The organism is Sporosarcina sp. CAU 1771 (assembly GCF_054482775.1).
In genome coordinates this window covers 14,506-33,787 of the sequence record NZ_JBTLRN010000030.1, presented here as the reverse complement: position 1 = coordinate 33,787, position 19,282 = coordinate 14,506, and the positions used below count along the sequence as shown (strand labels likewise).

The following is a 19,282-nucleotide window of genomic DNA, read 5'->3' as shown; positions in this document are numbered from 1 at the left end:
GGAGTATCGATGAGATAGTTTCAGAAAACATGGTTTCTTCATTCCTATCTTCAATTGTAAAGTTGAAATTTATTTCATAAACTTCCTGTGTTTTCATGCCAAAGGCATTTATCACAGAACTTGTCGAACTGGCCCGATTGCGGAACAATCATAGTGCTGTTATTCATACGTTCGTAAAGTGTGAAAGGTTTCATTGTTTTGAGGATTCCGAATAAAATCAACTCTGCATAATCCTTCTTACTTCTATTTAATTAGCGCGAATAATAGTCCTGAATTACTTGGTTTAAAATAGGTTGACTGATTTGATCATTAAAATTCTCTGTTGAATGCGCAAAATCGATCGAACAATCATTTGTAATTTCGATTCCAGTATACACAAGGTCAATGTCATTCTGCGACCAACCGCCTGTACCGAAAGCATGCACGCATAATTCATCAATTGAGGTTCGATTGCCAGCCTTATCCACCCAAAAGTATTGATCTGTTAACGTTCCATAATTCATATCCGACTTAGATGTAGCAAAGTACCCTTCAGCATTCACATTATGTACCGCAAACCCATTTTCGTATGTAAGTGGTGGTGCGCCTTTCACATTATAAACCGCCAAGGCATAACCTGTCTGTCCTTCAGGAATTAAGTAAATCGCATTTGTCTCTTCCTTTTTCATACAACCTGAAAGCAAGACGAATGCAAGCACACCAAAAATAAATATCCTTACCATATTTGATTTTGAGTTGTTTTTAATCCTCACCCCGTCCCTCCATTCTTACGATCATTTGGATGACATGCTTCCCTATCAATGATAGACTATTTCAACAAGTAGATACAATTACTAAAAGTGCGAGGTGTACAGAATGATTCGGTATCCCAACCCTTTACGAATAGGTCAGGCGATTGGCGTAACTGCACCATCTTCTGGCGTGGAGAAAAAACTTCATTCATTACTAACCCAATCAAAACAGCAATTCGAGAAACGTGGTTTCAAAGTAATCATTGGTGATACCGCTTGGACTCAACAACAAGCCGCATCCGCTTCAAAAGAAGAACGTGCTGCTGAACTGATGTCGATGCTGAATGATCCTGCTATCGGGGCAATTATCCCTCCTTGGGGCGGCGAAATCCTTATGGAAATTCTCCCCTTACTTAACTGGGACGAAATGGAACCGAAATGGATGCTTGGTTATTCGGATTTAAGCACTCTTCTTTTCGCACTGACCTTAAAAACGGGGGTTGCAACTGCTCATGGAACGAATTTTGTAGACCTGAGAAGTGATGAATGGGACCCCGTGACAAGTAAGTTTCTGGACGTACTGTCTTCAACAAAAGGCGCGATCATCAATCAGCAATCTTCGGAGAAATTTCAATCCAAGTGGCAACACTTTGCACCTCCAAATCCATATGTTTTTAATCTGGACAGCGATACGTCTTGGAGAATCATCGGGGATGATAAACTAGAGATTGAAGGGCGATTTCTTGGTGGCTGCCTTGATACGATTTCGCATCTTGTGGGAACTCCTTTCGGTGATGTTGCGGGATTCCAGAAAACATTTTTACATGATGAACCAATTATTTGGTATTTGGAAAACTGTGAACTATCGGCAACAGATTTTCATAGAACGATGCTTCAACTTTTCTATGCAGGATGGCTCGACCATGCGTCAGGAATTATATTCGGTCGATCACCTGCTGGACAATCGGTAGAAGGATTCACAACTGTTGATTCGATGGAACGGATTCAGGAATTAACCGGACTGCCAATTGCCTTTAATGCAGATATCGGGCATGTCCCACCTCAGTTTACCCTTGTAAATGGTGCGTATGGACGTGTTACTGTCCTGGAAGGTAAAGGGAAAATCGTCATGGAATTCAAGTAATTTTCAGTACCTATTATAATAAACTACAAGGGGTGAACAATGTGAAAGAAGTAATTGATCATCTAGGGAGAAAAGTGACTTATGAATATCCACCCAAGCGGATTATTTCACTTTGTCCAAGTATTACAGACACTCTTTTCTCACTTAATTTAGAAAATGAGATTGTTGGTAGAACGCGTTTTTGCATTTTTCCAGAAGATCGAGTGAAACAAGTGAAAGCGGTTGCTGGAACAAAAGATATTAAAATTGAGGCCATTCATGAGGCGAAGCCAGATTTAATCTTCGTAGAAAAAGAGGAGAACACGGAGGAAATTGTAAAAATCCTTGAGCAATATTATCCCGTTTACGTTGCAGAAGTTCAATCCATCCAAGAAGCGTACCGAATGATTCAAGATGTCGGGCACGTTACAGATCGAGCAACCGAAGCGAAAAATTTAGTGGAGGATATTCAGTCCGCCTTTGCATCGTTTCCTAGATTGGTCGGCAAACGAGCGGCGTACGTTATTTGGAAGAAACCCTATATGGTCGTTGGGAAAGATACATACATCCAAACTGTATTGACTGAACTTGGATTTACAAACCCTTTTGTAGAGCATGAAGGAAGATACCCTGCGGTTACCGAAGAAGATTTTAAGGAAGCTGAACTGGATTATGTCTTACTCGCATCAGAACCTTATCCATTTAAAGAGAAACACCAAGCCGAATTTTTAGAACTAATGCCAAATGTGCAACCTATTAATATCGATGGTGAAATGTTTTGGTATGGTCCAAGAATGCTAGAGGCGGTACCTTATTTTAAGAAGCAATTCTCTGAACTTAGGAAACCAAATTAGAAGCGCTTGTACTTCCAGCGCTTCTTCCCACGTTTCATAGTGCATTAAACATCGTAGAGAATCGAATTGCATGTTCCATTTCGTCATGCATCGCGATAAATAGTGGATTATATGCTTGTTGGACAGGAATCGTGAGCAACATTAACTTATATGTTTCTACTGCCTCTAACTCATCAAGCAATGCTTTTTTCACGCATTCTTTTAATTCGTAACACGGCAATGGCTTTTTCGGATTTTGAACAAACGTACCTGTCAGCATATAATAAAGTTGTTGAAACATTTCATAATGACTTTTTTCATCTTCATACGCATGTTTAATGAAATCTTGCCAAAGCGGGTCTTTCGTCAGTTCGTACATAGACTTATAAAAGTGATATGCTTTATATTCATCTTCGATTGCTGCTTTTAATTGATCTATAAACAAGTTAACACCCCTTCGCTTACTTTTATATACATGATATGTAACATAACTGAACTTTATGAAAGGAGAATGAACATGCTGCAACATTTTAGTTATAAATCTATGTTTGAAAATACCCAGTTACCAGGGTGGACATTTGCATTTTTCTTTAAGAATACACGATACACAGGTGAGTATTTAAAAGATGGAGATATTCATTGGACAAGCGCAGTACCGCCTGAAGAAGACAATGTTAAAAAACTGATTCATGAATTAATGACTTTTCATGTGTACGACTAAATAAATTGATGTAAATCGTTTAAGAATTCTCCCGGTGGGTATTACACCATTAACGCTAAATATTAAAGGGAGATGTAATTCAATGGATGAACAAAAGAATATTGAAATTAAACGAGAAGAAAAAACAAATAATAGTTTAGTAGGCGCAACCTTTATTAAATACGCTGCATACGTACTAATCTTTTTTGGGTTCTTATGGTTCTTAGTGAAATTTGTCTTCCCTATGTTCTAATCAAAATTGCAAAAATGATCCTTAGCCCACGCATCATGGAGTTAAGGATTATTTTTTATTTCGTTATTCCCTAACGGACTTAATCTGAAGTACATAAATATAGAAAAAGGCATTAAAAAGGTGAAAGTATTTGTTTTTTCTTCGAAAATAAATTATTATAGGATTAACTAACTATTTAACCACTACAGGAGGTGTACACTTTGTTCTCCCCCACATCTGGGTTTAGAGCAAAGTAACTATTTGGAAATTCCCATACGATTGACAGCATTCGCTGTCTTGATCGCCCTCACCGCATTTTTTGTTGCGAGTGAATTTGCAATTGTGAAGATAAGGACTTCTCGCATAAATCAGCTTGTTGCCGAAGGACATCCTCGCGCCATGCACGCTAAAAGAGTGGTCAGTAATTTGGATGAGTACCTATCCGCTTGTCAACTTGGTATAACAATTACGGCACTTGGCCTTGGTATGCTCGGCGAACCTACTGTCAAACTTATGCTGAATCCTATTTTCGCTTTTTTCGAATTAACACCTAGTACTTCAAGTATCTTATCATTTATTATTGCATTCTCAGCCGTAACGTTTCTGCACGTCGTAGTAGGTGAATTGGCTCCTAAAACGATTGCTATACAAAAAGCAGAAGCCGTTGCTTTACTTTTTGCAAGACCCCTTATTTTCTTTTACCACCTAATGTATCCGGTCATTAAAGGAATGAATGGCTCTGCAAGGGTATTTATTAAGATACTTGGCTTCAAAAATATTTTAGATTCTGAAGTTGCACATACTGAAGATGAACTCCGATTGATTTTAACGGACAGTTTAAAGAGTGGGGAAATTAATTCATCCGAATATAAATATGTGAATAAAATTTTTGAATTTGACGATAGAATTGCCAAAGAAATTATGGCCCCACGCACAGAAATGGTAACGATTGAAAAAAGTTTAACTTTACAAGAAGTTTTCGAAATGATTGGTATCGAACAATTTACACGATATCCTGTAACTGATGGCGACAAAGATCATATTATTGGCCTAGTTAACATTAAAAACTTATTAACTGAGTTTATTAAAGATCCTACAACTGGCAATCAACCTGTTGTCAATTATATGCAGCCTATTATTCGCGTAATTGAAACGATACCTATTGGCGATTTGTTGCTAAAAATCCAGCGAGAACGGATTCACATGTCTGTCCTTATGGATGAATATGGTGGTACTTCAGGACTCGTAACAATCGAAGATATCTTGGAAGAAATTGTAGGCGATATTCAAGATGAATTTGATATGGATGAAATACCAGAAGTCCAAAATGTCGGTGAAAATCACTTTATTTTAGACGCAAAACTACTTATTGAAAATGTAAATGACCTTCTTCAGATTAATATCGACGAAGAGGACCTTGACACGATTGGTGGGTGGTTCATGACTCAGCGTTTTGAGGCGATTAAAGGCGAAAAAATTATCGAACAAGGTTATGAATTTATGATTAAAGATATGGACGGCCATCACATTCTCTACTTGGAAGTTCTTAAACATATAGAGGAAGAAGCAACTGTCGATATCGAAGAAACAATTGAATCCTTATAAGTCTAACAAGTAAAGAGCTACCGCTGACACCGATACCCTCGGTCTACACGGTAGCTTTTCTTTTCTAATTAATTACTTTTATTCTTGAACAATGCGAATAGTATTGAATAGTTTACATGCATCCATACACAGCATATAATCGAAGATGTAATCCTTGAAGTGGAGGTAGCACCTATGCATAAACGACTGGAAAATAGCCTCATCTTTATATGGGCAGTGTCTTTCATTGCAACACTCGGTTCCTTATATTTTTCAGAAGTACGCAAATTTGATCCTTGTGAATTTTGTTGGTACCAAAGAATTCTGATGTATCCAATCGTGCTAATTTCTGGCATTGCACTTTTTCAAAAAAACGCCAAAATTGCTTTAACACTCGCTATATTTTCTGCAGTCGGCGGTAGTATTTCTTTGTATCACTATGGAATTCAAAAGCTTCAATACCTGCAAGACAGTGCTCCTGCATGTGGGGATATCTCTTGCACAGGGTTCTATATTAACGTTTTTGGGTTTATCACAATCCCCTTTTTAGCTTTACTTGCATTCACACTGATTTTCATTACTAGCCTACTCATGATGAAGTGGCAAAAGGAGAACTAATCTTATGAAAAAACTATTAATTATTGGTGGCGTTATCGTTGCAGTTTTTATCCTTATCGCCGTCCTAACAACTCAATCAAACAAGTCCAAACTGGAAAATAACCCATACGGAACTTCTAAACTTGATCCAGCAACAATCGATTTAATCGGAAATGAACACTATAACAACATTATTTTACCGGAGGACTTAGAGAATAAAATTCAATCAGGTGATTCTGTAACAGCATACTTTTTTAGTCCAACTTGTTCTTACTGTAAGCAAATGACACCAGTGCTAATGCCGATTGCAAACGAACTAAATGTTGAAGTATTCCAATATAACTTGCTTGAGTTCAGTCAATTCGCTGGTAGCTACGGTCTTGAAGGAACGCCGACTCTAGTCCATTATAAAGATGGCGCAGAAGTTGATCGTTTATATGGGGCAGCTCCAGAGGATCAGATTCGTTTGTTCTTCGCTAATTATGAATCGAACTAAATAGAATGATTTACGGGAAGGATGAATTGGTATGACTGCTTTTGTCTATACGATTCAAGAAGGCGGGCAGACCGTCGAACACTTATTAAGAGATCAATGGCAAGCTGGTAAGAAAACCGTACATTTAATGAGGATGGCCAAAAGCGTGACCGATCGCAATGGTGAACCTGTCATTTGGAAAGAGCCTTTAGATGTCGGAACCGAGTTAACAATTTCTTTTCCCGATGCAGAATCAACGTACGCACTTGAAAAACAAACCGATTTAAAAGTTATTTTTGAAGATGACCACATGCTTGCCGTTTATAAACCCGCAGGAATTACTACACATCCCGATAAACCCGGTCAAGTAGGAACTTTAATGAATCAGGTTATGACGTATGTAACGGATCAGGGCGGCGTTTACGCAGAACATGTCCACCGTTTAGACAAAGGGACTGCCGGTGTACTTCTGGTGGCAAAGCACCCGATTGCGAAAGCATTGTTAGACCGTAAGTTTGAACAAAATGAAATTACAAGAAAATACATTGCTGAAACCGATGGCCTTTTAAAAAGACCTAAAGGTACCATCAAGCTTCCAATAGGAAAAGATCGGCATAACTCTGCAAAACGTCGCGTCTCACTTGATGGCCAATCGGCAGTAACTCATTTTAGAGTAATTGAACGAACTGAGGATTCCTCTGTAATCGAAGCTGAACTAGAAACCGGACGGACACACCAAATAAGAGTCCACTTAGCTCATATTGGTCATCCTGTTAAAGGGGACACTCTTTATGAAGGAAGCAAAACAGATGACGGACAGTATAAATTAACCGCTTCTGAATTAGCTTTCGTTCATCCAATCACAAACGAAGAAATGACAATCAGCTTAAATTATGTCTAAATCGTTACTTGGTAAATGATGATCATTCAGAAACCATTTCATTTTTTATTTAGTTAAGGTATACTATGAGAAGATGTTAGTTGAATTTAGAGGAGGAATAATCAATGAATTTAATTCTAATTGGTGCGGTATCCATCGCATTCCTTGTTGCAATTTTTGCTGGCGGATACGAAGATAAGCCTGGTGTCAACAACAAGAAAAAACGCGGTCATCAGCCAACTTAACTTTTAAAAAACGGGACATGCCATTTGTTGGCTGTCCCGTTTTTATTATTTTAAATTTGGATAATCTTGCTGTCGCAACGCTTCGTAAATTAAAATTGCTGCCGTGTTCGATAAATTCAATGACCTAACATGTTCATTCATAGGAATACGCAAGCATTGATCTTTGTACTGTGAAAGTACTTCGTCAGGTAATCCAGATGTTTCTTTTCCAAACACAAAAAATATGTCTTTTTCCTGGTTTGAATAATCAAAAGCAGTATGTTCCTTCTTACCGTGTTTTGTTAAGAAATAAAACTCCCCGTCTGGATGAGCCTCGAAAAACTCCTCTATCCCCTCATGATAGGTCACATCAACGTGTTCCCAATAATCTAAACCTGCACGTTTTAGCATCTTGTCATCGGTTGAAAAACCGAGAGGCTTAATTAAATGAAGCTTCACTCCCGTTCCCGCACAAGTACGGGCAATATTCCCAGTGTTTGCTGGAATTTGTGGTTCAAATAACGCTACATGTATTGCCATTTTACATTTCCCCTGACTCTCTAGTTTCTAATGCCTTCTTTACTTCTACTCTTACATCTGGGTCTTCCTCAGACATCAATGCTTCTTGCAATGCACTGTGTCCTCTTTCTGTTCCAATTCTTCCAAGTGCCCACGCTATCGTACTTCGAATAACTGGACGTGGATCTTTACCTAACAACTCAATCAAGTCTGGCTCTGCAGCCTCTTCCTTGAAATGTGCTAACGCAATTATTGCGTTGCGCTGAATTGGATTTTTCCCTCGCCATGAACCTGAAACATGTCCAAACTTCTCCTTGAACTGGCGATTCGATAGATGAAGGATTGGTTGCAATAATGGTTTTGCAAGCTCTGGGTCGGGTTCAAATGCCTTTTGATGCAAGTTTTGTTTCCCTTTGTTTTTAGGACAAATGGTTTGACACGTATCACACCCATACAAACGATTGCCTATTTTCGTTCGAAATTCTTCAGGTATCGTAGTTTTGGTCTGTGTTAGGAACGCTATACAACGCTGTGCATTTAGTTGGCCGCCTTGTATTAAAGCACCTGTCGGACAGGCATCTAGGCACAGTGTACAGTCTCCACACTCGTCTTCCATTGGAACATCCGGTGCAAACGGAATATTGGTAACCATTTCTCCTAAATAAACGTAAGAACCGAATTCAGGTGTGATAATCGAACAATTTTTGGCTGACCATCCGATGCCCGCACGTTCTGCAACTGCCCTGTCCGATAATTCACCCGTATCGACCATAGATTTTAGGCGAGCTGTCGGAACATGATTTATGATAAATGCTTCAAGAAGCCCTAATTTTTCCCGAAGAACGGTATGATAATCCATTCCCCATGAGGCTCGCGCAAAGATTCCTCTTCTTTCCCCTTTTTTACCTCGGGGTGCATCTTTCATTCTTGATGGGTACGCAATAGCAATCGAAATAATACTCTCTGCTTGATCGAGAAGAAGCGTTGGTTCTGTACGCTTATCTAAATCTTTCTCCTCAAAGCCCGACTGAAAGTTAAGCTCCTGTTGTCGTATTAATCTATTTTTCAATTCACGAAACGGTGCAGAAGTCGTGTAACCAATTTTATCAATACCAATCGACTTGGCATAGTCAGATAGGTTTTGTTGAAACTCAACTACATTCATACTATTTCAACTCCTTTATGATAAAATGAACGTAGATTATTAGTAAAGTGCTAGAGACTAGATATAAAAAAGGATGATCCTCTTGAAAATCGATATAAATACTGAACTATTTGAGATTGTACCCAATTTAACAATAGGCATAAACCATTATAACAAAATTATCGTGTCAGAATCTCCTCAAATGCTACTTGGAAGAATGAGATTATTTCAAGAACACTTATTTTTTGACCTTGAGGACAATGCAATCACTGATTTTCCTGAGATTAAGGAATGGCGTTCTGTTTGGAAATCGTTTGGCGCTGATCCCAGTCGACATCGCCCTTCTGCGGAAGCACTTCTGCGTCGAGTCAAAAAGCAAAACTATATACAACCGTATCACTCCGCAGTTGATCTAAACAACTTTTTTTCATTGCAGCATAAGATTCCAATCGGTATTTATGATGCAGATAAGGTTATTAGTGATGTTCACATTTCCATCGGAACTGAAAATGATGGCTATGAAGGTATAAACGGTCGTTTTAATTCCATGAAAAACATAATACATCTCGCAGATGAAGAAGGGGCATTTGGTAGTCCATTTGTTGATTCTACTCGAACTGCAGTAACTGAAAGCACTACTAGAGCATTACACGTCTTTTTTATTAACCCTTCATTAGATGCAGATAAAGCTTTAGAACTGACGACAGCCTGTGGCAATATGTTCACCGATATAAATGGTGGCGACGTTCAGTCCTATACCTTGCGTAAGGAACAATCTTCTATTATATTAGGTAAATATTGAACTAAATTGGGGGTACAATTTTATGGGGAAAATCACGCTAGCTGAAGCGGTTAAACTGAAAAGTATACTTAGAACGCGGACACATGAGCTAGAAGAAGAAATGCGTCGTGTTGCATTTGCAACAGTCGAAAAGGGAACATCTCCTGAAAAAGGAATCCGGACACTCGAGAACGTAGAGAATGAACTCGACGGAGTCCGATTTGATAGCCGAATACTAGATCGCCTAATGTACCGTGCCAATATCGACAATAATATTGAATTCCAAGGTCAACAATTAGCACTCGTTGAAGCAATTGAACTTGCAACCCAACTCCGAGCAAAAGCTCGTTTTTACAAAGAACTTTCCACATCGGAAAAAGAAGCTATACAATATGGCTACGGAGAAAGTACTCCAGTTTATCAGGTCGCATTATTTGAACCTGAAGAATACCGCCTTAAAGCATTGCAGGCTGAAAAAGATGCACATAGACTATCGAATGAAATTAATGCAAAAAACTATGCAATCACACTCGCCTTTGACGATAGTAACTATTTCTAACCCTTGGAACGGTGAGACTCCTTTCCAAGGCATAGTACGGGAACCTCTAAATTTAAGTGATGACAAACCAATTACCAGTCTCCATTTACTTTGTAACCAATTACCGATGACCAACCAGAGCAATTGCAATGGCCAACCCTTAGTAGCGTTACCCGGTTCCCTACTATGAAAATCGTTCCTTTCGCTTCTAGCGACAAGGAACGATTTTACTTTCTATGACTGTACATAATTTAATTCAAGAAAAATCACGCTCTAAGCAGTATAAACTGACTTTAAAGCGTGATTTATTACTAAAGTGTATGAGTTCTTCACTACCGTCATTTGACTAAGAAACCAGTAAGGAGCACACATTACACCCAGCCCATTTCACTTAAGGCTGAAACCACTCGCATACTTTACTTAAGCTTCAAATACCACTTACCAGCTTCTTCAACTTCACCTGAAGAGAGTTGATGCCCTTTATTATCCCAAAAGATGTCAACATCAGCATTTGCTTTTTCTAATAATGCGTGTAATTCTTCCGATTCTTCCGGAGGACAGATTGGATCATTTGTACCCGCTGCAATAAACACAGATTTTCCGGTTAAATCAGGAAGATCGATTCCTCTTCTCGGTACCATTGGGTGGTGGAGTATCGCACCTTTTAATGCATTTTGATAGTGAAACAATAAACTAGCAGCTATATTTGCACCATTTGAATAACCAATAGCTATCATATTATTTCGGTCAAATCCATATTCTTTGGCTGCTTCATCAAGATACTCATTCAACTCTTTTGTTCGAAAGATTAGATCTTCTTCATCAAATACACCTTCTGCTAACCTCTTAAAGAATCGTGGCATTCCATTTTCAGAAACATTTCCTCGGACACTTAACACAGATGCATCCTTATCAATTCTTTCTGCTAAAGGCAGTAGGTCTAATTCGTTTCCTCCAGTGCCATGAAGAAGTAGTAACGTTGGTTTGCTGCTATCTTTTCCTTGTTGAAAAATATGTTTCATCTTATTTCCTCCTAATTAATCAGCCTTCAACAGAAGGTCAATCTTCTTTCAATTCCTGAGCGTAGTACCCTAACTTTTTCAACTGTTCAATCATGACTTCTTTCTCGTCACTATTTAGTCCTCCACATATTTCATTGATCGCTTGTTTATGTTTTGGAAATACATCATCCATAAGGGATTTTCCCGATTCCGTAATTGACACGTGAGTAACACGGCGATCTTTTGGACAAGGTTTTCTTTCTAACAACTTCTTTTTTTCTAATTTATCTACTACATAGGTGATGCTACTACTTGCTATTAAAACTTTTTCACCAATTCGTTGTACTGGCTGATCACCCTTGTTGTAAATTAACTCAAGAACAGCAAATTCAGTTGTATTTAATCCCAATTTTCTTATGTCTTCTTCAACTCGTTTCTTAATTGATTGCAATGTACGAGTTAAAACAACAAATAACTTTAATGACAATTCTTCTTCTTTCGGATTGATTTTTAGATTATCCATAGTAACCATTCCTTTTTCCTTTTATATAAACTAATGATACCATGCTTCATTTGAGTTCTATAGCTAATAAAATAGCGATTATCCTATACTAACCAGGATAATCGCCGCTTATTACTTATTGAGCTGGATTTACCTGAAGTTCTATCGATATTTTAATATCGTCACCTACTAATACTCCACCAGTTTCTAATGCTTGGTTCCATGTTAAACCAAATTCTTTTCTAGAAATTTTTGTTTCTGATTCGAAACCTACTACATCTACGCCCCAAGGATTTTTTCCGGCTCCTGTACGAGTTACTTTAAATGTCTTAGTTTTAGTTTCGCCTTTTACAGTCATATCTCCTGTTACATCATATTCGTCCGATCCTGTTTTAACAATGTTCGTCGAATTGAATGTAATATTCGGGTACGTTTCGACAGCGAAGAAATCTTCTGATCGAAGGTGGTTATCCCGATCTTCATTGCTTGTATTGATTGTATTTACATCTATCACAAAGTTAATTTGTGCTTCTGTCAAATTATTTACGTCTCCAGTTACCGTTCCTTCAATGCCTGTAAAATTTCCTTTTACGTTTGAAACCATCATATGTCTAACTGAAAAACCTACGTTTGTATGAGCTGCATCTACATTCCATTTTGTCATTATAAAACTCTCCTTTTAAATTTATATTATGTTTATATCTTACACGCTAATCATCTCGAAGTCAAGATATATGACTTAACCTTATACGAAATCGTAATTTTTTCACAACTAAAGCTATATACAAAGCACTTAAATCTATTACTTAGGTCGATCTATTGCAAAAATCTCACCTATTGCTGCATAACTTGCACCTGCTAAACGACTAATAGCATTTAACCCCCTTGGGTCTATTCGTCCATCTTCATAAATATCCTCATCAATGTGAAAGCGAACTACTTCACCGATGAACAAATCACTTCCAGGTCCATCTCCACCTAGAGGAATGGCCTGCACAAGTTTACATTCCATTCGAACTTTTGCTTCCTTGACGCCTGGCACAGTGATGCTTTCACTTTTCACTAGCGTTAAATTCGTTAAACCTATTTCACTTTCGGTTGCAGGCAAAGAGGCGGCTGTTTTATTGACCTCAGCTACATTTTCATCATCTACAATATGGACAACAAATTGTTCCGTCTCATAAATGTTGCGCGCCGTATCTTTTCGCTCCTCACCCGGCCTTTGAATTGAAAGTGACACCATTGGCGGGTTGGAGGACACAATATTAAAATAACTAAAAGGTGCCGCGTTAACTACGTCATCCGTAGACTCTGTTGTGACAAAAGCAATCGGTCTTGGAATGATCGAGCCAATTAGAAGTTTATAATTATCTCGCTCACTATTTTTTTGCGGATCAATTGAAATCAATACATTCATCTCCTTACTACTCAAATCTTTATCCATCGAATTATTTACGTATTGTATTCAATGCTGTTGTCCAAGAGACAACCTGGTCCAACATTTGATTGACTGATTTCGCTTGTACTTCGGCAGGCTTGAAGTTTGTTCCCTTTTCGAAATCTGTGAATAGGGATAACGCTGGATGTACACGCACATGTGCTACAAGTAATTCACTTAAAATACCACGTAAATGTTCCGTTGCACGAGCGCCACCAACAGCTCCATAGGATACGATTCCTGCTGCTTTGTTGTGCCATTCTTCACGTAAGTAATCCAATGCATTTTTTAACGAAGCTGGGATTGAATGGTTGTATTCTGCAGTTACAAATACAAATCCATCTTGTTTTGCGATGATTTCAGACCACGCTGCTGCGCCTGATGCGTCGCCGCCTGCTTCACCTAAAAGTGGTAATTTGTAATCTGCGATATCAATCACCGTGTAATTTGCGTCTCCGCGTTGATCCGCTAATTCTTTTATCCATGCTCCTACTTGTGGACTGACGCGCCCTTCACGTGTTGATCCTAAAATAATACCAATGTTTGATTTTGTCATTGTTCTTTCCTCCAATTATTTTCTTATTTATACGCTATGTTAAAGAACTCTGTTGATAGTTGATAAAGTATTTGTACACTCCTTGTCGAATAGAGGGGAATGCGTGAAAATACCGCTTCGTTAACGTTTTTTAGCATAGCTAAAAGAATGAACATTAATTGGTGATGGCCTCCCGTAGTAAGCCCGTCAGAAAGTTCACTGTCGGTCTTACTACTTCGGCTCACACTTGTCGCTTCTGCGCTAGTTCGGTTTACTTCATGGTTAATGCGGTAATCAGAGTGGAGCAATCATACGATTTGCACACTTCCAGTTGATTGAAGTGAAAGACGGCGACTCCGGGAGGACAAGCGGGTCAGGTGAAACAACAACGGGTTGGTCCACCGCCTGCCCTCCGGAACGCGTCCGTCTGAAACGGAAATCAACGTGTTAGGTATACTCACTCAAGCGCTTTTGTGTAATAAGAATTATCAACATTATTATTTAACAGAGCTTATTTATAATTAATTTAGTGAGTCTATATTTAGATAGTTCTTATAGATATTCTTTTTCAATTGTAAGCGTGCTACGTACTGTATCTATCGGGCGGACAACCGATTCAATGTGCGCTCGTTGTCCTTCTAAGAACGGTGGCAATGAAAGTATCTCTCCTACCGTTTCATACGGTTCGTCTCCCATAAAGCCTGGACCATCCGTTGCCCACTCAAACAATACGCCTGGTGCAACGCGTGCATATAAAGATTCAAAGAAGAAACGATCTACATAACCAGAAGTGTTAAAACCGATCGCTTCCATATGGTCGATCCACTCACGTAAAACTTTCGCATCTTCTACGCGGAAAGCCGCGTGATGCACTGTACCATATCCTTGGCGACCAGCTGGTAAAAGAATATTGTGTTCTACAATTACTTGCGCACCGTTTCCACCTTCACCCATTTCAAATAAGTGGAATGAACCTTCAGCTGCAATTTCACGCATTAACATCGCTTGTTCCAACACTTTTTTGAAATTGTCAAAATCCGCTACGCGAATATGAACGGGTCCAAGTCCTGTGATGGCAAACTCGAGTGGTACTGGGCCATTCTGCCAAGGGGTCCCTGATTCAATCCCTTTGTTATGCTCATCTGAAATCAACATATACTGTTGATCATCAAAATCTACAAAAGAAATGGTTTTCTTGCCGAATACTTCTTTGATTCCTTCATTCTTCACTTCATATTTCTCAAAACGCTTCAACCAATAATCTAACGCAGCATCTGTCGGAACTCGGAAAGCTGTTTTATAAACTTCATTTGTGCCATGTGTTCCTTTTGGAATGCCTGGGAAATCGAAAAATGTCATATCCGTACCGGCAGATCCTTTATCGTCCGCGAAAAATAAGTGATACGTTTGAATATCATCTTGATTGACCGTTTTCTTTACAAGACGCATACCCAATACATATGTGAAGAACTCATAGTTCTTTTCTGCACTGCTCGTTATCGCTGTTACATGGTGAATTCCTTTTAAATGATTCATTATAGTTCCTCCTATTAATTACCTCAAATCAATATATACTCAATGCGAGGTGTATTTTACCAGATAAATAAAATTACTTAAATTGATTCTCTTCTGCAAAAACTTATATTTTTATTCCTCTTTAATTACCTTTGGTTAATATATCTCTAACTCGAGATAAATATACCATGCTTTGAATTCACTTGTCAACACTTTTCATTTTATTATTCAGAATGATAGTACAATCCTATATTTATAAGGTGTTCTATTGTGCTTATTATCCTCATAAGAAACTCTTTTAATCGGATTTATATTCATAGCGCTCTAATTTTCTTGGAAATAGAACACTAGACCTTTTCAATGCTTACTATGTACTACAATAATTGTTCCCTAATTTTTTTTTTAGTAAACATACTTTAGTTCGCGAATCCATTCTACTTAAAACAAAAATAGATTCGGAGCCTTTTATTAATCAAGGATCCGAATCTATTTGATTGTTACTAATTTGTAATGAAAATCAAATTCAGCTTATTGACTTAGGCAAGTGAACTAAGAAATAGATGTATTTCCTCATACAATCGCTCTTTTTCCCTGCTTAATGTCATTAAATGTGAAGAGTCTTCGAATTTTTTCAATTCGATTTCTATTGAAGAAACATTCTCTCCAATTTCTTGAGCATTTTCTTCGTAAATAGAGTCATCCCATCCGCCATAATAAATAGCAATCGGAGCTGTAATTTTCTCCAATTCATTTATTGTTTCAGTATTGAATTGATTGAAACGTTCAAATGAATCTAGCGGCATTAAATTAAATTCGATTAATTCTTTATCGATCTGTTGTTTAGATTTGTTCTCAATCTTCTTATACCTGAATGCAAAATCAAGAATACGTTGTTTCAATTCTAACGGCTTGCTATCTATTGGAACAGACATAACTACAATCCGTGCAATTGGAAATTCTGCCGCAAGCTTTAATGCAAAAATGCCTCCTACCGATAATCCAATGACTATGACCTGCCGAGATCTCTTAGCTAAGTCTTGATAGCTTTTTAGAGCATCCTCCCACCAATCATCAATTGCATAAGGAATTAATGCCTCAGCTTCTTGTCCATGGCCCCTATATAATGGAGCAGCGCAAGTAAATCCGAATGACTGATGAATAGACTTAGCCAACATATTCATGTCACGCGTATGACTTGTAAATGAATGGAGTAAGAGTACACCCACATCATTTCCTTCTATAAAGATCGGCTCGGCATTTTTTATACGCATTTTTTCACCTCGTGCTTAAAACTTCTCTCAAATTGAAGTTAATAGTTCACTAAATTTAGCGTTTCCACACATCCGCATATTCTTTTTTCTTTTCAAATTCCAATTTTGCAAAAGGACATAACGGTATGATTTTCATATTTTCCTCACGTGCTTTTGTAACAACCTCATTTACAAGAGCTTGTGCAATGCCTTTTCCTCTTAATGAATCATCTACAAATGTATGATCTATAATAAAAAAGTCATCATTTGGCTTAGTGAATGTTATTTCGGCAATTAATTCTTTTTCTTCATTTTCTAGATAGAAACGATTTTCTCCAACTGAAAACTCTACTTTATCCGTGTCTTCTTTTTTTATATAACGCAAAGCGCCTGATGGACATGCATCAATCACCTTCATTACCTGTTCTGCTTCTCCATTGTTAGGTAAGATCCAAGGTTTTCTTTTCGGATTAAAAACTTCACCATTTCCTTTAACACAAACCCCAGCATGCTCACATTTTTTTATCGAATAAAATACATCTAACTCTGAACCTTCATATTTCCTAAACCCTTCATCCAAATTAGCTTTTTCAGTCTTATTCATCTTGACCATCCTCCATCAATATTTATATAATCGCAATCAAAATATAATGAAATCTAGTTATGTTCCTAATTCACCTGGTATTAGAAATCAAATATTTTCATTTACTGTTTACCCACTAAAATCGTACTTAAAACATCTATACACTGACTATCTAGTCGTTATGTTCGCATAAATAACAAAAAAGATAAGTAACTCGGTTAATAAAACAAGTACGGAAAAGGGAAACAGAAGATTGAATACTAAAAATGTAGTTAATATGACGATGAACAGTAACAAATGCCTGACTTTCAAACGATGCTCAGGAATCCGATATTTATGGAAAACTGCGCTCGTGGAAAGAAAATAGACAAATGCACTCCCAAATGACAGTAGGAGTAAAAATGTTGGATCTACTTCATACAAGTAACTCATTTGAATTACTGCAGCAAACAGGCTCAACGACATCAATATAAATAAGTGGCCATATATAATTACTTGTCCCGAGGTAACAGCCTCTCTATCAATTTTCTTCTCGAGGTTATCGAAATACTGCCACCACATCGCAATGATCAATAAAAATGCCAATGAAATAATAACCACTTCGCTCCAAAGGAATGCTTCTGTTTCAAATATTGCAACGAGGCTAACAATGGATTCCCCAAATAAGATAATCGTTAAAAGTCCAAATCGTTCTAGAAGATGCGGTGTGTTGACAGGAACTTTCCTTAAATACTTTCTGTTTAAAATTGGAATTAAGATATCTATAAAAATCCCCAAATACAAGAAAAAATATCTTAACCACGAATCAAAAAATACAGATAGCAAAGATATAGCGATTCCAATTAGAAATCCGAACCCGAGCCTTTTAGCCACCTCTCGCTCCTCACCTTGGACATCACGGAGGGTATATATATATTGAAGGGATGTAATAAAACGAACACCAATATAGCCAATTAAGAATGGAACGTAGTAGCTATCAAAATCAGGTGACAAACTCGCAGTTAACATAACCATAAAAAACATTTGGGCAATCATAAATAAGCGTTGGGATAGTTTCTCTTCTCCAAATCGATTTGTGTAAAGCGTATGCCCTACCCAAGACCACCAAATCGGGATAAATATCAAAACAAACTTGAATAGGTATTCCAATGGAATGGTCCCGTTTTCCAAGTTGAGCAGTACACGTGTTGTTTTGGATATTGCAGCTACAAAAATTAAATCGAAAAACAACTCCAGCCACATTACTCGTTTATGCGTCATCAGCAGATCCTCCTTTTATATTGATATCTACTGCAGCTTTACTGAATACTAAACCAATGCTTGAAAGGTATCATGAGTAGTTCAACTATCATTTATTGTTTTAATAATAACTTATTTCTCGTTGTTTTCCAGAAATTTTTATAGAAATTCGTTTAAGACTGTTTGATTATTCTTCTATTGGAAGCATTGGCTAGAAGTTGCCGGAGAGCAAAATTGATTATCTCGAAGGTTTTTCATCAAGCCTCGTGTAGTTGAATTGACAAATTTCCGCCCTAAGATGTTTTGAGCTGCTTTGAAATTATTGACATACTTCACTATTCCTCGTAAACTATTAAAAGGTTTAACCATTAAAGTATATAGTCATTAAAGTAATTAGAGAGAAGGGAAAAAGTGAACCGACAAGATAATTTTCGGGAGTTTGAAATTCTTTTTTGGCAGTTATCTAGAAAAACAGAATATCTCTGGAAAAATCTTTATGCGAAAACCTTTCCGGGTTCGCAATCGCGGATTATGTATTTACTTGAGCAAAAAGGACCTATGAAGATGTCCGAGTTTGCAAGTACTTTACATATTACTGCTGGAGCCATCACAACTGCATCAAATATCTTAATTGAAAATGGCTACATTTCCCGCTTGCGGGACGAAACAGATCGCCGAGTCGTGCATTTAGCTTTGACTGAAAAAGGAAGCAGAACACTTAACGCATTAAAAGATGAAGGTTTCAAAATGATGCAATCGATATTCAATAACGTCACAGATCAGGACTTAAAAACTATGCGTACCATTTTTAAACAAGCATCTATTAACATTGATAATATGTGACATCCATTTCATGTT

Annotated in this window: 24 protein-coding genes and 1 pseudogene; 11 read left to right on the top strand and 14 right to left on the bottom strand. The window is 37.7% G+C overall.

Translation table 11 applies throughout. The features are described from left to right. Positions 1–251 precede the first annotated feature (251 nt). Positions 252–752, bottom strand: coding sequence for a DUF6843 domain-containing protein (locus ACXYMX_RS15285; protein WP_459045104.1), 501 nt, complete (start codon positions 750–752; stop codon positions 252–254). 103 nt (positions 753–855) lie between these two features. On the opposite strand from ACXYMX_RS15285, the gene ACXYMX_RS15280 reads away from it, so the two are divergent. Further along, the gene (locus ACXYMX_RS15280) at positions 856–1,875 is read left to right on the top strand and encodes a S66 family peptidase (RefSeq protein WP_459045103.1); all 1,020 of its coding nucleotides are present in this window, start codon (positions 856–858) and stop codon (positions 1,873–1,875) included. A gap of 41 nt (positions 1,876–1,916) precedes the next feature. Further along, positions 1,917–2,708: an ABC transporter substrate-binding protein gene (locus ACXYMX_RS15275; protein WP_459045102.1), complete on the top strand. Its 792-nt coding sequence runs from the start codon at positions 1,917–1,919 to the stop codon at positions 2,706–2,708. A 34-nt stretch (positions 2,709–2,742) separates the two neighbouring features. Here the strand turns inward: ACXYMX_RS15275 and ACXYMX_RS15270 are convergent, their stop codons facing one another. Next, positions 2,743–3,132, bottom strand: coding sequence for a ferritin-like domain-containing protein (locus ACXYMX_RS15270; protein WP_459045101.1), 390 nt, complete (start codon positions 3,130–3,132; stop codon positions 2,743–2,745). A 72-nt stretch (positions 3,133–3,204) separates the two neighbouring features. Between ACXYMX_RS15270 and ACXYMX_RS15265 the strand changes: the two genes are divergently transcribed. The 6 genes from ACXYMX_RS15265 (at position 3,205) to ACXYMX_RS15240 (ending at position 7,176) form a co-directional block, all read left to right on the top strand. After that, on the top strand, positions 3,205–3,408 hold the full coding sequence (locus ACXYMX_RS15265; protein WP_459045100.1) for a YheE family protein: 204 nt from the start codon (positions 3,205–3,207) through the stop codon (positions 3,406–3,408). Between the two features lie 82 nt (positions 3,409–3,490). Beyond that, on the top strand, positions 3,491–3,640 hold the full coding sequence (locus ACXYMX_RS15260) for a hypothetical protein (RefSeq protein WP_459045099.1): 150 nt from the start codon (positions 3,491–3,493) through the stop codon (positions 3,638–3,640). 240 nt (positions 3,641–3,880) lie between these two features. Further along, positions 3,881–5,224 (top strand): hemolysin family protein, encoded by a 1,344-nt coding sequence (locus ACXYMX_RS15255; RefSeq protein ID WP_459045098.1) that lies wholly within the window; start codon positions 3,881–3,883, stop codon positions 5,222–5,224. A 174-nt stretch (positions 5,225–5,398) separates the two neighbouring features. After that, positions 5,399–5,821, top strand: coding sequence for a disulfide oxidoreductase (locus tag ACXYMX_RS15250; protein ID WP_459045097.1), 423 nt, complete (start codon positions 5,399–5,401; stop codon positions 5,819–5,821). Between the two features lie 4 nt (positions 5,822–5,825). Beyond that, complete coding sequence (locus tag ACXYMX_RS15245; protein ID WP_459045096.1) at positions 5,826–6,296, top strand: thioredoxin family protein; 471 nt, start codon at positions 5,826–5,828, stop codon at positions 6,294–6,296. A 31-nt stretch (positions 6,297–6,327) separates the two neighbouring features. Then, entirely contained in the window at positions 6,328–7,176 is an 849-nt protein-coding gene (locus ACXYMX_RS15240) for an RluA family pseudouridine synthase (RefSeq protein ID WP_459045095.1), read from the top strand. A gap of 269 nt (positions 7,177–7,445) precedes the next feature. Here ACXYMX_RS15240 and trmL read toward each other — a convergent pair whose 3' ends face one another. Together trmL and queG are read right to left on the bottom strand one after the other, a co-directional pair. After that, on the bottom strand, positions 7,446–7,919 hold the full coding sequence (gene trmL, locus ACXYMX_RS15235; protein WP_459045094.1) for a tRNA (uridine(34)/cytosine(34)/5-carboxymethylaminomethyluridine(34)-2'-O)-methyltransferase TrmL: 474 nt from the start codon (positions 7,917–7,919) through the stop codon (positions 7,446–7,448). Position 7,920: 1 nt separating this feature from the next. Next, positions 7,921–9,063: a tRNA epoxyqueuosine(34) reductase QueG gene (queG, locus tag ACXYMX_RS15230; protein ID WP_459045093.1), complete on the bottom strand. Its 1,143-nt coding sequence runs from the start codon at positions 9,061–9,063 to the stop codon at positions 7,921–7,923. 82 nt (positions 9,064–9,145) lie between these two features. On the opposite strand from queG, the gene ACXYMX_RS15225 reads away from it, so the two are divergent. Further along, entirely contained in the window at positions 9,146–9,844 is a 699-nt protein-coding gene (locus ACXYMX_RS15225; RefSeq protein ID WP_459045092.1) for a B3/B4 domain-containing protein, read from the top strand. A 22-nt stretch (positions 9,845–9,866) separates the two neighbouring features. Beyond that, positions 9,867–10,382, top strand: a complete 516-nt coding sequence (locus ACXYMX_RS15220; protein ID WP_459045091.1) for a hypothetical protein — start codon at positions 9,867–9,869, stop codon at positions 10,380–10,382. A 395-nt stretch (positions 10,383–10,777) separates the two neighbouring features. Here ACXYMX_RS15220 and ACXYMX_RS15215 read toward each other — a convergent pair whose 3' ends face one another. The 10 genes and pseudogenes from ACXYMX_RS15215 to ACXYMX_RS15170 all read right to left on the bottom strand — a co-directional run bounded on the left by ACXYMX_RS15215 (position 10,778) and on the right by ACXYMX_RS15170 (position 18,445). Continuing rightward, entirely contained in the window at positions 10,778–11,383 is a 606-nt protein-coding gene (locus tag ACXYMX_RS15215) for an alpha/beta hydrolase (protein WP_459045090.1), read from the bottom strand. Positions 11,384–11,420: 37 nt separating this feature from the next. Continuing rightward, positions 11,421–11,885: a MarR family winged helix-turn-helix transcriptional regulator gene (locus tag ACXYMX_RS15210; RefSeq protein ID WP_459045089.1), complete on the bottom strand. Its 465-nt coding sequence runs from the start codon at positions 11,883–11,885 to the stop codon at positions 11,421–11,423. 115 nt (positions 11,886–12,000) lie between these two features. Next, positions 12,001–12,528 carry a YceI family protein gene (locus ACXYMX_RS15205; RefSeq protein ID WP_459045088.1) on the bottom strand — a complete coding sequence of 176 codons (528 nt, stop codon included), beginning with the start codon at positions 12,526–12,528 and terminating at the stop codon, positions 12,001–12,003. Between the two features lie 138 nt (positions 12,529–12,666). After that, a complete protein-coding gene (locus ACXYMX_RS15200; RefSeq protein WP_459045087.1) occupies positions 12,667–13,272 on the bottom strand; it encodes a flavin reductase family protein in 606 nt (201 codons plus the stop codon). A gap of 40 nt (positions 13,273–13,312) precedes the next feature. After that, positions 13,313–13,858 carry an NADPH-dependent FMN reductase gene (locus tag ACXYMX_RS15195; RefSeq protein ID WP_459045086.1) on the bottom strand — a complete coding sequence of 182 codons (546 nt, stop codon included), beginning with the start codon at positions 13,856–13,858 and terminating at the stop codon, positions 13,313–13,315. A gap of 531 nt (positions 13,859–14,389) precedes the next feature. Beyond that, complete coding sequence (locus ACXYMX_RS15190) at positions 14,390–15,373, bottom strand: ring-cleaving dioxygenase (protein ID WP_459045085.1); 984 nt, start codon at positions 15,371–15,373, stop codon at positions 14,390–14,392. A 515-nt stretch (positions 15,374–15,888) separates the two neighbouring features. Next, positions 15,889–16,623, bottom strand: a complete 735-nt coding sequence (locus ACXYMX_RS15185) for an alpha/beta hydrolase (protein WP_459045084.1) — start codon at positions 16,621–16,623, stop codon at positions 15,889–15,891. A 55-nt stretch (positions 16,624–16,678) separates the two neighbouring features. Further along, positions 16,679–16,987, bottom strand: coding sequence for a GNAT family N-acetyltransferase (locus ACXYMX_RS15180; RefSeq protein WP_459045105.1), 309 nt, complete (start codon positions 16,985–16,987; stop codon positions 16,679–16,681). Beyond that, positions 16,982–17,206, bottom strand: a pseudogene (locus ACXYMX_RS15175) ((4Fe-4S)-binding protein); the annotation flags it as partial. The gene ACXYMX_RS15180 and the pseudogene ACXYMX_RS15175, both read right to left, overlap by 6 nt. A gap of 147 nt (positions 17,207–17,353) precedes the next feature. Further along, positions 17,354–18,445, bottom strand: coding sequence for a low temperature requirement protein A (locus ACXYMX_RS15170; protein WP_459045083.1), 1,092 nt, complete (start codon positions 18,443–18,445; stop codon positions 17,354–17,356). A 390-nt stretch (positions 18,446–18,835) separates the two neighbouring features. Here ACXYMX_RS15170 and ACXYMX_RS15165 point away from each other — a divergent pair, with 390 nt between their 5' ends. Continuing rightward, positions 18,836–19,267, top strand: coding sequence for a MarR family winged helix-turn-helix transcriptional regulator (locus ACXYMX_RS15165; protein ID WP_459045082.1), 432 nt, complete (start codon positions 18,836–18,838; stop codon positions 19,265–19,267). The last annotated feature ends 15 nt before the right edge of the window (positions 19,268–19,282 follow it).